Raw genomic sequence first — 12,780 nt, 5'->3', positions numbered from 1 at the left:
CTTTATCCACCATTTACACCCAATTACTTTTTAAAATTATCTATAGTATTATCAAGGCTTGACTCCATCTTTTCAATTTCTTGTTTCTCCATATAAATACTTCTGCTCGGGAAGGCTACGGATACCCCTTCCTCTTCTAATACTTCCATAATTTTCAAATTAATATCTTCCCTTACTTTTAGGAATTCAACCCAAGCAGTTGTTTTTGTGAAAAAGTAGAGGAAAATATCTAAACTGCTTGAATTAAAGGCATTAAAGCGAACCATTATTAGTTCTTGGTGTATGTCTTCATGATTCCTCAGCATCGAGTCGATCCGTTTGACACACCGTTCCACTTTCTCTTTCGGAGTAGAATAGGTCACCCCTAAATTAAAAGTGATTTGTCTTTTCCCCATTTGTGACCAGTTAGTAATTGGCTGATTTGCTAATGTGGAATTAGGAACAGTAACTAATGCTTGGGCAAATGTCCGTATTTTAGTACTTCGGAAAGTAATATCTTCCACAGTTCCTTCCACACTTGGAGTACTAATCCAATCACCGATTGTAAAAGGCTTTTCCGTTATGATAACTACTCCCCCAAAGAAGTTACCTATGGAATCCTGCGCAGCAAGCGCGAAAGCCAATCCCCCCAAACCTAATCCTGCTACAAATCCATTGACATCATACTCCCACTCACTGGCAATGATACTGATCGCCATGGCAATGATGGCAAATCGAACGAGTTTTGAAACAAATGGTAGAAGAATATCATCAAATTCAATATCTAGCCGCTGTCCTATCTTCACAAAAATAGTGGAGGTGGTTGCAGAAAGATTATATAGTCCCCATGCAATTAACACAATGTTAAATGTCCTTAATAGCCTTAACAATTGAAGATCATATTTTTCAGGAAATGGTAAATATCTAAAAGCCACATAAAATCCTATAAAGACAAAAAACACTCTCAATGGTTTTTCAAAAGCGAGCAGTATATTAGTCATAATCTCTGTTGGTGCTTTCCTTGAAAAACGCAAAATAATCTTATATAAATATGTAATAAATATTTTTCGAAAAACCAAAAACAATATAATAATTCCTATAGCAATTCCAATTTCTTCCCAACCGATGGTTTCTTCTCCAATATTCCACGTCAAATTCCAATCAAAATCCATGTAAAGGTTCCTTTCTCTTTATAAAACTTGCTTCTATTCATCAAATTTAAAGAAAATCGGGTTTAATTCTCACCCTATTTTAATCTTAACTTGAAATAAGACAAGTGTAAATGTAATAGTGATTTATCCTAAATAGAACTTCATTAAAGTGGTAACCATCTCCATTAATTTAATTGGGATTGTGTTTATAAACTTTTCCCTGTGATAATAGTGAGAAGTTTTTTAATTTTATAAAATTGTCAAACTTTTTTATTGATAGCGGTTTCATTCCTTTCAAAGAAGTGGTTTAATATTACTAAGGGAGTTTCAAGTATTAATTTGATATTACTTTGTGGGGGTGACATTATTGTTGTATGCCGTGGATTTAAATAATGTTTTAAAGCGTTTTTTAAACGGGAATGAAATGACAGTATTATATGATAATATGAATTTTCGTGTTTCTGAGGGGGAACTTGTTGTCATTTCAGGAAAAAGACTATCTGGGAAGTCCACTCTCTTGCGAATGATAGCAGCCATGACACCACCGAATAAAGGGACTGTAGAGGTTTTTGGTCAGAATTTATTGAATATTAAGAAACGTCCAGAATGGCGATTGCAAAACATTGGATTTATCACAAACGAAGGGTGTTTAATACCTTATTTAACCGCAAAACAGAACTTACTAATTGGTATCCCGACAGATGACCGGAACTTTGCAAGAAAAGAGCGGGAAGCAGAACAGATTTTATCGGAGTTAGGGTTTTCAGAGGAAACAATGAATGACTCTTATGAGGCATTGACATCTAAAGAGCAGCTGCTCGCTACGATCGGCCGAATATTCATGACGAGCCCGAAGTTAATCTTGGCGGATGAACCTACGAAAGAGTTATCAGGTAAAGAAGGTCAAGATGTACTGCATAAACTATTTTCATTTGCTAAAAAGCAAGGTTCTACAGTTATCATCACTAGTAACGACGAATCTATCATCGAAAAAGCAGATACCTGTTTTCTCCTTGAAAACTGTAAACTCCAAGAAAAGAAAACACAAATTCAATGATCAACTGAATGGAAATATTTTATCGGCCAACTTGACAGGGGATTCCCCGAAGTTGGCCGATTAATGTTGGTTTACCCCTGCCATTATCGCTAATATTGTTAATATCGTATAAACGATAACAACACCTGCCGAGGCAATTAAAAGAATGATGATAATCCATTTTTGAAGTTTTTCAGACACCTATTTCCCCTCACTTCCTCCTATAAAATCATTTTGTTCTAAAGTTTTTCACTTTAACCCTTATAATCCTAAGTCGGAGCTTCTTAAATCATTCGCGTAGAAATTTTTTTCACTTATTAAGGTAGCCGCCTACTCCATTATTATCCAAATATCATACGTTATTAGTGTGAACACAATTGTGCGAGGTGATATGTAATGAGTAAAGATAAAGATCGTTCTTTACAGTCATTCAGTGAGAAGCCTTTTGGTGAGCTATTGCAATCCATCGACTCCTTTTTTCAGGATGCATTTCGGCAATTACAATTACAAGGACCGGGCTTCATTACGACCTATCAATATGAAACAAACGATGAATATATCATAGAAGCAGAACTTCCAGGAGTAAAAAAGGATCAAATTTCTTTAGATTGTTATCATAACTTCATTAAAATCTCTGTCCGCTCAGATGAAATTGTGGAAGAACAAGATGATCGTAGTCAGACCATTAAGAAGCATAGCAGATTTCAACGGGCCGAACGGGTTGTTCAACTCCCATTCACTGTTAATGAATCAGAAATAAAAGCATCTTTAAATAATGGTGTACTCCAGATTCGGATTCCAAACAAACGGAAACGTATTACAATTGATTAGATTAGATGAAGGAGGTATTTCTATGTATTATCCCCCTTATTACAGTGGGCCTTCTTACCCTCCTGTACAATACGGGGCGTATCCTCCACAACACGGCCAAATGTATTGGCAGACACAACCACAACCGCAGCAGACACAACCGGCACAACCACAAGGACAGCAACAAGATCAACGGCCGGTTGAACAAGAAAATCAGTCACAATCACAGCAGCAACCACAACAACAACCAAACCAGCAGCCTAATCAGCAACAGCATCAGCCATTTCCACAACATTATCCTGGAGGATTTGGGGGACCAGGGTATCCACACCCTTACGCAAGACCAGGCTCAGGATTTTTATCAGCTTTCAAAACAAAGGACGGGAAGTTTGATTTTGAAAAAGCATCCACTACATTAGATCAAGTCGTTCATTTAGGAAATCAAATTAGTCCTATCGTTAAACAGGTTGGAGGTTTTTTCAAAAAATAGTTTATTGAGAAAACGGGCTTAGGAGTTTGCCCGTTTTTTTCGTAATTATTACATTTCCCCTAATTTAATCTGCTTAACCGTTTTCAAATGTATCATGCCACTATATGTTAAAATAGTCTGTGAGAAAAAGGAGGGCTATTTTATGAATGATGTTATTAATACAATTCTTAACCACCGCTCTATTCGTAAGTTTCAGGATGTCCCGCTTTCTAGGGACCAAATTATCACGATTGTGGAATCTGCGCAGATGGCGTCTACCTCCAGTTATATACAGTCTTATACGATTATCGGTGTCAAGAATCCGGCAACAAAGTCAAGACTTCGTGAATTTTCAGGAAACCAATCTTACGTGGAAAATAACGGTCATTTCTTCGTATTTTGTGCCGACCTTCAGAGGCATAAACTTGCAGGTGACATGGAGAATGTGGATGTTTTGGCATCACTTGAAACCACTGAAAAATTTATGGTCAGTCTGATTGACGCATCCCTTGCAGCTCAAAATGCTGCTCTTGCCGCTGAATCCATGGGCCTCGGAATTTGCTATATAGGTGGAATACGAAATGAAATGGAGGGTGTTTCAAAACTGTTAAAATTACCTGAATATGTGATTCCCCTATTCGGACTAGCAGTCGGCGTTCCTGCAGCAGAAACAGAGATAAAGCCTCGCCTCCCGTTGGAAAACATCTATCATGAAGAAACATATCAACAGAACAAAGCGGAATTCAAAGACCAGTTGGAGGAATACAACCGGGTGATTTCCACGTATTATCAGCGCAGAACAAACGGAAAACGATCCGATCGATGGACTGAACAAATAGCCAATATGCTAAAAACACCAAAACGGACTCAGATGAAAAAATTTGTTCAGCAAAAGGGGTTTATGAAACGATAGGATAAAAGTGTGAATAGATTGTTACATTCGACATAATCCGGGAGGTGCCTGGCACCACCCGGTTCACCTTGATAGAATTGCATACATATGATACAATATTAGCATTAATCCCGAGTAAATTAATATGTTTTATTGGTATTTAAAAAGGGACTTAGGATAATAAACTCGAAATTTAGAACTTCAAGAGGTGACCATCATGGGCAGAGAATTTGTGGAATTATTTGATCGTTGGGCAGAATCCTATGATTCTACCGTATCTGGTATGGACGAAGAATATAAAGAGGTTTTTGAAAATTACGGTGCGATTTTACAAAATGTTGCTAACAGGGTACATGGAAGAATAATAGAATTTGGTGTTGGAACGGGAAATTTAACGAAGTTTATTCTTGCGAAAACGGATGAATATACTGGTGTTGAACCATCAGAGAAAATGAGAAATGCAGCAAGTGAAAAACTTCCTAATACAAAGATCATTTCCGGTGATTTTATTAATTTCCCAGTACCTGTTACGGACCAACCGGTGGATGCCTTTGTCTCAAGCTATGCCTTCCACCATTTAACTGATGGGGAAAAACAAATAGCAGCAAATAAATACGGAAGTTTATTAAAGACTGGCGGAAAAGTTGTATTCGCTGATACAATATTTATGAATGGGGATCACCATGGGCAAATGATTCGTGATGCAGAAAAGCGCCACTTCTTTAACTTGGCAGAAGATCTTAAGACGGAGTATTACACCACAATACCGACCTTAACAACTATTTTTGAAAATGCTGGGTTTGATGTATCTTTTCAGTCCATGAATAAATTTGTCTGGATTCTCGAAGCAACGAAGCAATAACACCTATAACAAACATCTTTATTAGACTAAAGGAGGATATAAAGAATGACAAAGAAAATGAATGTGGAAAGCTTTAATTTAGATCACACAAAAGTTGCTGCACCATATATTCGTCTTGCAGGTACAACGGAAGGGGCAAACGGTGACAAGATCTTTAAATACGACATCCGATTTTGCCAGCCAAATAAAGAACACATGAAAATGCCCGGACTACACTCCTTAGAGCACATGATGGCCGAATTCAGCAGAAATCATCACTCTCAAATCGTAGACATTAGTCCCATGGGCTGTCAGACTGGTTTCTATTTATCGATTATAAATGATGAAAGTTATACAAACGTATTAGACCTACTAGAAAAAACATTGAATGACGTGCTTGTGGCAACAGATGTTCCTGCATGTAATGAAGTTCAATGTGGTTGGGCCGCGTCCCATTCCCTAGAAGGGGCTAAGGAAATTGCCAAAAAGATGCTTGAGAAAAAAGATGAATGGACAGAAGTATTCAGAGAGAAGGCATAACGAGGTATACGTATATGAGAATTTACAAAGGCATTCATTCATTAATAGGTAACACACCTTTATTTGAGATCACAAAGATCCCCCTTCCTAATAAGGTTCGCCTTTTTGCAAAGTTGGAATACTTTAACCCTGGGGGCAGTGTAAAAGATCGTCTCGGACAGGAACTTCTCCAGGATGCAATAAATAATGGTCATATTAGCCGGAAGGGAACACTGATTGAACCAACTGCCGGAAATACAGGAATCGGGCTTGCTTTAGCTGCAGTTGGAACAGATGTTACTGTCATCTTCGTGGTTCCGGAGAAATTCAGCCAAGAGAAGCAGATGCTGATGCGTTCGTTAGGAGCAAAAGTGGTTAATACCCGTACCGAAGACGGTATGCTTGGAGCAATTGCCAAAACAAAGGACCTCTTAAAGGAGATACCAGATTCCTATTCCCCGTCTCAATTTTCTAACCCCGCTAACCCGGACACCTATTATAAAACACTAGGTCCTGAACTAGTTCAGGAATTAGAAGGCAAAATAGATGTGTTCGTTGCCGGAGCAGGTACAGGGGGAACATTTATGGGGACCGCAAGATATTTAAAAGATACATTAGCTTCGGTGAAAACTTCCATTGTTGAACCGGAAGGATCCATTCTGAACGGAGGAGACCCTGGTCCCCACCGTACGGAAGGGATTGGTATGGAGTTTTTACCTCCATATATGGACACAAGTTATTTTGATACCATTCACACTATCTCAGACAAAGAGGCATTTAAGTATGTTCTTCAATTGACGAAACTGGAAGGTCTCCTTGTGGGAAGTTCCTCTGGTGCAGCCTTTGCGGCGGCGTTAAAGGAAGCGGAAACAGCAAAACCTGGTTCACATATCGTAACGGTGTTTGCAGACAGCAGCGAAAGATATTTAAGTGCAGGTATTTACGAAGGAGCGGAATGACATGAAGAAAAAAACGAAATTAATTCATGGAGGTATTGTTGGGGATCCGTACACTGGTGCAGTATCTACCCCCATATATCAAGTAAGTACGTATAAACAGGATGGCGTAGGAAATTTCAAGTATGAGTATTCGAGGACCGGCAACCCCACCAGGGAAGCGTTAGAAGACTTAATTCGTGACCTCGAAGGTGGTCACGCCGGGTTTGCTTTCGGATCCGGCATGGCTGCGATCACTGCAGTCATGACCCTTTTTAAAAGTGGCGATCATGTGGTTTTCACGGATGATGTTTACGGTGGTTCTTACCGTCTCATGACAAAGGTCTTAAACAGGTTCAACATCGGAGTGACGTTTGTGGATACGAGTGATCCGGTGAAGGTGAAAGACGCCATTCAGGACAATACGGTGGCGATTTACGTGGAAACACCCACAAACCCGCTCTTGAAAGTTACAGATTTGCGAAAAATGAAGGAAGTGGCTTCAGAAAGGGATCTTCTCCTCATCGTGGATAATACGTTCAGCACACCGTATTGGCAAAACCCCATCGAGTTTGGGGCAGAGATAGTGCTTCACAGTGCAACGAAGTATCTTGGTGGTCACAGTGATGTGGTTGCTGGTCTCGTGGTCGTCAATAGTCAAAAGCTTGCTGAAGAACTTCATTTTGTGCAAAATTCATCAGGTGGGATTCTCGGACCACAGGATTCTTGGTTATTGATACGAGGGATTAAAACACTAGGTCTTCGAATGGAACAAACGGAAAAGAATACGAAAGAGATCGTAGAATTCCTTGATAACCGCGAAGACATTGTGAGTGTCTATTACCCTGGTCGTCCAGATCATCCTGGATATAAGACACACCTTAGTCAGGCAACTGGCTTTGGAGGAATGGTTTCCTTTGATGTTGGCAGTGGAGAACGTGCAGAAGAAGTTTTGCGAAAAACAAAGTTCTTTACGTTGGCAGAAAGTCTTGGAGCAGTAGAAAGTTTAATTAGTCTTCCGGCTAAAATGACTCATGCATCCATCCCAAGAGATCGTCGTTTGGAACTGGGAATTACAGATGGCTTAATTCGTATTTCAGTTGGAATTGAGGATGCTGAAGATCTGATTGAAGATCTCAAGCAGGCGCTAGAGGGATAAACTAAAATTAATTATTTTGGCATGCTTAGAAAAAACTTTAAAAGAGTGATAGATTTAGCTGTTTCCAAAAGGGGGCATGATGCACCTTTGGGGCAGCTCTTTTTGTCTCATCACATTTACCATTTACTTCAGGTTACTGGAGTTCGAAAAACAACGCCTAAGCCTCTTCGTACCTCCCTGCCCCTTTATATTCACGGACAGGGAATAGAGCGAGTATATTTTTTCGGTTAAAGCGACGGTAGGCTTGACGAAGGTGACAAAAGCCTATAATAAAATTTTCGTTATACCGGTCTACGGAAACAGTTCGTTTTGTTACTATACCTTTTTGGGACAGATACATCAATTCCACTGGTCTTCCAGTTATACGTGACCGTTCAATTATCGTCTCCATCTCTTTTACCTCCCACACGAAACTAAGAACACCTGTTCTTAGCTTATTATACGAACTTTTGTTCTTGTTTTCAAGAAAATATTCTAGAAGTAACGAGCCCTCTATCAATTCCATTCCTTTGCAGAGAAAGGAAAAATTCGTTTCGATAAAATCTGTGTGTCGCCAGTCTGTAACATTTTATCTACTATCCTTGTTCTCGATGGCAATGTTTCTGTAAGATTTCGGCTGTTCCTTTCCATGCCACTTAATATATCGGACACCGTCCTATTCCTATCTAACTTTGTGATATTACGGTACTTCATGAGAATGGATTCGTTAATTTTCTCTTGTCCTGGGAGGGAAGAAATGACCCCCGTAGGGATATTCCAATGCAACGCTTCGGCCATGGAAACTCCTCCTGGTTTGGAGATAAAGAAATCACAAGCCTTTATGTAATCAGGGTAGTTAGACGAGAATGGAAGGTAATGGACCCTAGTTCCATTTTTCAAAAAAACATTATCCCTTTTTTTTGCATCTCCTTGACCCTTTCCAAGAAACCAGCATACATAAGCAGGTTCCCTGTCCTGTTCTAGGATGGATATAACGGTTTCTTCTTGAAGTAACCCCTCTCCCCCACCGGAAACTATGATCACCTTTCGTCCAATAGGAAGGGATAGTCGTTTTCGGATCTTTTCCCTGTTGCATTCCACAAAGTCCCATTCTTTTTTCAATGGTATTCCAAAAGCATAGAAACTGCAGTTGGGATACTTTTGTTGTAATTCCATCCTTTCTGCCTCTCTGGCAACGAAAATGGCATCTAATTTTCTTGAGATCGATAAACGATGGGTTTCAAAATCAGTAAGTACGGCAAAAAACTTCCCCTTCACCATTCCCCTCTTTTTTATCCATAAGCATAGTTGAGTCGCAAGGGGGTGCGTTCCTATCATCACGTCAAACATCTTTTTCTCACAATAGACAGCAAGTGACTTCCATAATAATCTCCACAACGGTTGAAGAACTAGCACCGCAATGTGATTATCAGTAAAACGATATGTCCAGTCCCAAAGGGGTGGTAAAGAGCGAATGCAATAAAAATAAGCTGTCTTCATTGGTACAGATGCCTGCTTTTTCATATAGTATAAGACATCTATGATTTCTACTTCGTAACCCCTCTTCTCCCATTCCGACTGGAGGGCAGTGCTCACCTGCTGATGTCCCTGCCCAACAGAAACTGTTAAAATCGCTACTCGGTTCATCGTACACCACTCCATAGTCTGATACTTATTAGTATCACAGGAAAAGTGGATATAATACAAAGAAAAGCGCAAGCGCCTATGAACACGAGTGTAGGGCAGTGGAGGAATGACAACCTGAAGTCCTCTCTTTGACTTCAGGTGTCACTTCCGAAGTGCCCCGCAACGAGTAGGCGCTGGAGCTAGACAAAGAAAAGCGCAAGCGCCTATGAACACGAGTGTAGGGCAGTGGAGGAATGACAACCTGAAGTCCGCTCGTTGACTTCAGGTGTCACTTCCGAAGGTGCCAAAACTATTTTTCTAATCATGCAAAAAAGGTATTTTCCTAAAAGCAACATGCCTTAAGAAAATACCTATGTATTCATCATATACTCCCAGTTTTAGCTTCCAACTGCCTTCCTTCCATTACACTAACTGCTTTTTCATAGCCACATGAGGGATTCCGGCATCATAAAAAATATCAGAGTATGTTTTATAACCAATTCTTTTATAAAATGGTTCTGCATGGGTTTGAGCGTTTAACTTCATCACGTCAACATGTTGTTTTGCAACGTCTTCCATTTTTGCCATGAGGCTTTCCCCTACCCCTTTTTTCCGGTATGAACCTAATACACAAACACGTTCAGCCTTCCCGTAATCTTCTTGATACCTTAGTCTCGCTGCTCCAATAGGGATTTGGTTATCATACACGATGAAGTGTGTTGCTTCCTTTTCAAAGTCATCGATTTCGATTTCTTCAGGTACCCGTTGTTCCTCTATAAACACTTCTCTTCTTACGGAATAGGCGTCTTTCATTTCCTGTTCTGTTTCTACAACTCTTACATCCACGGCTACTCTTCCTTACCTAGTAAAAATGTTTCATAAGCAGTCCAGGTTCCATTTTCCAACTGATAAAGGAGCGAAAATCGATCGACCTTTTCTTCATGATTAATATCTTCTAATCTTAAACGTCCGTAAACATCGGAACACTCATCGTTATCTAAGTCTTGGCCGATGGTGATATGGGGAACAAACTGATATTTTTTATTATGAGCCAAAATACCGCTGTTTAATTGTTCATGGAGTGAAGAAAGTTCCTCTGTTTCCCTCACCTTCATATAAATGGTGTTCGTGACCGGATGAAACGAACTAAATTTGTATACTTCCATTGTAAATGGGGCAATTTCCTTGGCAACATTCCGTATGTGTTTTACAATCCCCTTAACATCCTCTTCTTCCGCTTCAAATGCTTCCTTGAGCGTTAAATGAGGCGGGATCATTGCATAACGAGAATCATAGCGTTTCCGGTAGGAATTCGCAATATCTTGCAGTTTTTTTGATGGAAAAATTGCAATCCCGTATCTCATTTTGTTCCCTCCTTGATCGTTTTTGTCTGATTATCACAATTCTTTTCTGATCCCTATCCCTACGTCGAAACTTTTTTCGTCAACTATTCATTATTCTTAAATTATCATCTATTTCCTCTCGTTACAAGGGCAATGACACGATCTATAAAATTAGTCATAGCTTTTTTTCTGAAGTTAGCTTACTCAAACAAGATTCACTTTAAAAACATATCTTCATAAACATAGTATTATGCCTTTTAAAATAAGCTCTGTCAAAAGTAAAAAAAATCCTAAATCCTTAATTTATGATAGAATACTATTCATATAGATTATTAGTATAAGGGAGTGGACACACGATGGGAAAGAAACAAGAACCGGTACACTGCAAAGTGGTTGAAAAAGCTGCAAGGGAACTATTAAAGGAGCGCGGTGTGGAGTTGGATGATATCGCATCAATAGTTTATGATATGCAGTACCCATATAACAACAGCTTAAAAATGGCAGAGTGCTTAGACAGTGTAGATAAAGTACTTCAAAAACGGGAAATTCAACACGCTATTCTCGTTGGGATTGAACTGGATAAACTTGCGGAAAAAGGATTGCTTTCAGAACCACTTCAATCGATTGTGGAATCCGATGAGGGACTATTTGGGGTCGATGAAACTATTGCTTTAGGATCCGTATTTGGTTACGGGAGTATTGCTGTGACAACTTTTGGTTTTTTAGATAAAGAGAAAAAGGGAATCATTAAGGAACTTGATACAAAATCAGATTCCATAAACACATTCCTCGATGACCTCATTTGTAGTATTGCAGCAAATGCTTCCAGTCGCCTAGCACACCGCTTACGGGATCGGGAAGAACAACTTCGGGAAGAAGAGATTCAAAGTAGAGATAAGGAAGAGCGAATTGGATAACTGCTTCATTGGGTGATACCTCCTTTGTCCTCTATACCGAGAGTGGTATCACCTAAGATATGTTCTTCTCTGTGAAAATATGGTTCAAGTCATCCTCAATTGATTTCTTGATTATTTTTCCAGTTAGTGCTATTCTGTTTAACAATGATGTTTCATTAGGGGTGAATAGTTGATGAATCCTTCACAGCCTGCACCGAAAAAAACACGTTGGGTATACTTAAAGCAAGTATTTACCTCTAAATTTCAGGCAAATTGTTTAAAGGCTAAAATTGAAGATAATTGGCAAAACGGCTACGAAATCCCACCTTGGGTGGAAATACGCAAACTAAAAAATGACCGTTATGTTGTTCGATATACGTATGACGAATAATTACTTTCTTACTATAGTTTTATATCGGATATTCATTTCTCTGATGAAAATGATATTTCCGTCATAATATCTAGTATTTGTGATGATTTTTCACATAAACAGGTTGACTATTACCTCCATATACGATATATTATTATTTGTCGCTATAATAGTAATGATCCGTTAGCTCAGTTGGGAGAGCGCCACCTTGACAGGGTGGAGGTCACTGGTTCGAGCCCAGTACGGGTCACCATACATAAAATTTTAAACCCTTTATATAAGGGTTTTTTTATTACCACCCGAACACATAAAATACTCAGAAATCTCTATTGATGAACAATTATTTCAAACTCATTCGTCCGCTAAGCACCCTACATTTTTTTCAAATGGTCGAAAAACCTTTCATTTCCTTACATTGCACTATAGAGATATAATTAAATATAGAATATTCATAATCTATTTTTTTCAAACACATTGATTGACACATCACAAGGTGAATAAAGGTTTTTTAGAGCGGGCTCAAGTTCGAGCATCTTCCTACCAAAACTCCGGACGGCCCTCCCGTTCGGGCTCAAGTTCGAACAACTTCTTACCGAATACTAGCCCGTCGCTCCCGTTCGGGCACAAGATCGGCTAACTTCTTACCGAATACCAGCCCGATCCTCCCGTTTGGGAACAAGTTACAAATGACAATTTAATGATGTACAAAAACGCTTGGTTAAGCATGTACATTTTTGATTACCCATGTATATTACAACTTTACATGGAGTGGCGG

The 12,780-nt window shown here is 39.2% G+C and carries 15 protein-coding genes and 1 tRNA gene; 11 read left to right on the top strand and 5 right to left on the bottom strand.

Going from position 1 to position 12,780, the window contains the following annotated elements:
* Nucleotides 1-23: 23 nt before the first annotated feature.
* Nucleotides 24-1,151, bottom strand: coding sequence for a mechanosensitive ion channel family protein (locus tag KS419_RS00600; RefSeq protein ID WP_217064154.1), 1,128 nt, complete (start codon nucleotides 1,149-1,151; stop codon nucleotides 24-26).
* A 346-nt stretch (nucleotides 1,152-1,497) separates the two neighbouring features.
* Between KS419_RS00600 and KS419_RS00595 the strand changes: the two genes are divergently transcribed.
* The 8 genes from KS419_RS00595 to KS419_RS00560 all read left to right on the top strand — a co-directional run bounded on the left by KS419_RS00595 (nucleotide 1,498) and on the right by KS419_RS00560 (nucleotide 7,791).
* On the top strand, nucleotides 1,498-2,187 hold the full coding sequence (locus KS419_RS00595) for an ATP-binding cassette domain-containing protein (RefSeq protein ID WP_246593570.1): 690 nt from the start codon (nucleotides 1,498-1,500) through the stop codon (nucleotides 2,185-2,187).
* Between the two features lie 375 nt (nucleotides 2,188-2,562).
* The gene (locus tag KS419_RS00590; protein WP_217064153.1) at nucleotides 2,563-2,997 is read left to right on the top strand and encodes an Hsp20/alpha crystallin family protein; all 435 of its coding nucleotides are present in this window, start codon (nucleotides 2,563-2,565) and stop codon (nucleotides 2,995-2,997) included.
* 22 nt (nucleotides 2,998-3,019) lie between these two features.
* Nucleotides 3,020-3,466, top strand: a complete 447-nt coding sequence (locus KS419_RS00585) for a YppG family protein (RefSeq protein ID WP_217064152.1) — start codon at nucleotides 3,020-3,022, stop codon at nucleotides 3,464-3,466.
* Between the two features lie 142 nt (nucleotides 3,467-3,608).
* Complete coding sequence (nfsA, locus tag KS419_RS00580) at nucleotides 3,609-4,358, top strand: oxygen-insensitive NADPH nitroreductase (RefSeq protein WP_217064151.1); 750 nt, start codon at nucleotides 3,609-3,611, stop codon at nucleotides 4,356-4,358.
* Nucleotides 4,359-4,554: 196 nt separating this feature from the next.
* Nucleotides 4,555-5,199, top strand: a complete 645-nt coding sequence (locus tag KS419_RS00575; protein ID WP_217064150.1) for a class I SAM-dependent DNA methyltransferase — start codon at nucleotides 4,555-4,557, stop codon at nucleotides 5,197-5,199.
* A gap of 45 nt (nucleotides 5,200-5,244) precedes the next feature.
* A complete protein-coding gene (locus KS419_RS00570) occupies nucleotides 5,245-5,718 on the top strand; it encodes an S-ribosylhomocysteine lyase (RefSeq protein WP_217064149.1) in 474 nt (157 codons plus the stop codon).
* Between the two features lie 14 nt (nucleotides 5,719-5,732).
* On the top strand, nucleotides 5,733-6,656 hold the full coding sequence (locus KS419_RS00565; protein ID WP_217064148.1) for a PLP-dependent cysteine synthase family protein: 924 nt from the start codon (nucleotides 5,733-5,735) through the stop codon (nucleotides 6,654-6,656).
* 1 nt (nucleotide 6,657) lies between these two features.
* Nucleotides 6,658-7,791, top strand: coding sequence for a bifunctional cystathionine gamma-lyase/homocysteine desulfhydrase (locus tag KS419_RS00560; RefSeq protein WP_217064147.1), 1,134 nt, complete (start codon nucleotides 6,658-6,660; stop codon nucleotides 7,789-7,791).
* A gap of 157 nt (nucleotides 7,792-7,948) precedes the next feature.
* Here KS419_RS00560 and KS419_RS00555 read toward each other — a convergent pair whose 3' ends face one another.
* The 4 genes from KS419_RS00555 to KS419_RS00540 form a co-directional block, all read right to left on the bottom strand.
* Nucleotides 7,949-8,182 (bottom strand): hypothetical protein, encoded by a 234-nt coding sequence (locus KS419_RS00555; protein ID WP_217064146.1) that lies wholly within the window; start codon nucleotides 8,180-8,182, stop codon nucleotides 7,949-7,951.
* 104 nt (nucleotides 8,183-8,286) lie between these two features.
* Entirely contained in the window at nucleotides 8,287-9,417 is a 1,131-nt protein-coding gene (locus tag KS419_RS00550) for an MGDG synthase family glycosyltransferase (protein WP_217064145.1), read from the bottom strand.
* Between the two features lie 402 nt (nucleotides 9,418-9,819).
* Entirely contained in the window at nucleotides 9,820-10,242 is a 423-nt protein-coding gene (locus KS419_RS00545) for a GNAT family N-acetyltransferase (RefSeq protein WP_217064144.1), read from the bottom strand.
* A gap of 2 nt (nucleotides 10,243-10,244) precedes the next feature.
* Nucleotides 10,245-10,760: a YjcG family protein gene (locus KS419_RS00540; protein ID WP_217064143.1), complete on the bottom strand. Its 516-nt coding sequence runs from the start codon at nucleotides 10,758-10,760 to the stop codon at nucleotides 10,245-10,247.
* A gap of 335 nt (nucleotides 10,761-11,095) precedes the next feature.
* Between KS419_RS00540 and KS419_RS00535 the strand changes: the two genes are divergently transcribed.
* The 3 genes from KS419_RS00535 (at nucleotide 11,096) to KS419_RS00525 (ending at nucleotide 12,258) form a co-directional block, all read left to right on the top strand.
* A complete protein-coding gene (locus KS419_RS00535) occupies nucleotides 11,096-11,656 on the top strand; it encodes a phosphatidylglycerophosphatase A family protein (RefSeq protein WP_217064142.1) in 561 nt (186 codons plus the stop codon).
* A 172-nt stretch (nucleotides 11,657-11,828) separates the two neighbouring features.
* Complete coding sequence (locus KS419_RS00530) at nucleotides 11,829-12,026, top strand: hypothetical protein (RefSeq protein WP_217064141.1); 198 nt, start codon at nucleotides 11,829-11,831, stop codon at nucleotides 12,024-12,026.
* A 156-nt stretch (nucleotides 12,027-12,182) separates the two neighbouring features.
* Nucleotides 12,183-12,258, top strand: a tRNA-Val gene (locus KS419_RS00525).
* Nucleotides 12,259-12,780 lie beyond the last annotated feature (522 nt).

It is taken from the genome of Evansella tamaricis (assembly GCF_019042215.1).
In the GTDB taxonomy this organism is placed as follows: domain Bacteria; phylum Bacillota; class Bacilli; order Bacillales; family Salisediminibacteriaceae; genus Evansella; species Evansella tamaricis.
Note: the sequence above shows the minus strand (reverse complement) of the source record. Positions and strands in the feature narration are given on the sequence as shown.

Bases quoted from the DNA above. Each gene is read 5' to 3' on its own strand.
- KS419_RS00585 (WP_217064152.1), top strand. From the start codon at position 3,020: ATGTATTATCCCCCTTATTACAGTGGGCCTTCTTACCCTCCTGTACAA.
- KS419_RS00530 (WP_217064141.1), top strand. From the start codon at position 11,829: ATGAATCCTTCACAGCCTGCACCGAAAAAAACACGTTGGGTATACTTA.
- KS419_RS00555 (WP_217064146.1), bottom strand. From the start codon at position 8,182: ATGGAGACGATAATTGAACGGTCACGTATAACTGGAAGACCAGTGGAA.
- KS419_RS00535 (WP_217064142.1), top strand. From the start codon at position 11,096: ATGGGAAAGAAACAAGAACCGGTACACTGCAAAGTGGTTGAAAAAGCT.
- KS419_RS00590 (WP_217064153.1), top strand. From the start codon at position 2,563: ATGAGTAAAGATAAAGATCGTTCTTTACAGTCATTCAGTGAGAAGCCT.
- KS419_RS00565 (WP_217064148.1), top strand. From the start codon at position 5,733: ATGAGAATTTACAAAGGCATTCATTCATTAATAGGTAACACACCTTTA.
- KS419_RS00600 (WP_217064154.1), bottom strand. From the start codon at position 1,151: ATGGATTTTGATTGGAATTTGACGTGGAATATTGGAGAAGAAACCATC.
- KS419_RS00575 (WP_217064150.1), top strand. From the start codon at position 4,555: ATGGGCAGAGAATTTGTGGAATTATTTGATCGTTGGGCAGAATCCTAT.
- KS419_RS00540 (WP_217064143.1), bottom strand. From the start codon at position 10,760: ATGAGATACGGGATTGCAATTTTTCCATCAAAAAAACTGCAAGATATT.
- KS419_RS00570 (WP_217064149.1), top strand. From the start codon at position 5,245: ATGACAAAGAAAATGAATGTGGAAAGCTTTAATTTAGATCACACAAAA.
- KS419_RS00550 (WP_217064145.1), bottom strand. From the start codon at position 9,417: ATGAACCGAGTAGCGATTTTAACAGTTTCTGTTGGGCAGGGACATCAG.
- KS419_RS00560 (WP_217064147.1), top strand. From the start codon at position 6,658: ATGAAGAAAAAAACGAAATTAATTCATGGAGGTATTGTTGGGGATCCG.
- nfsA (WP_217064151.1), top strand. From the start codon at position 3,609: ATGAATGATGTTATTAATACAATTCTTAACCACCGCTCTATTCGTAAG.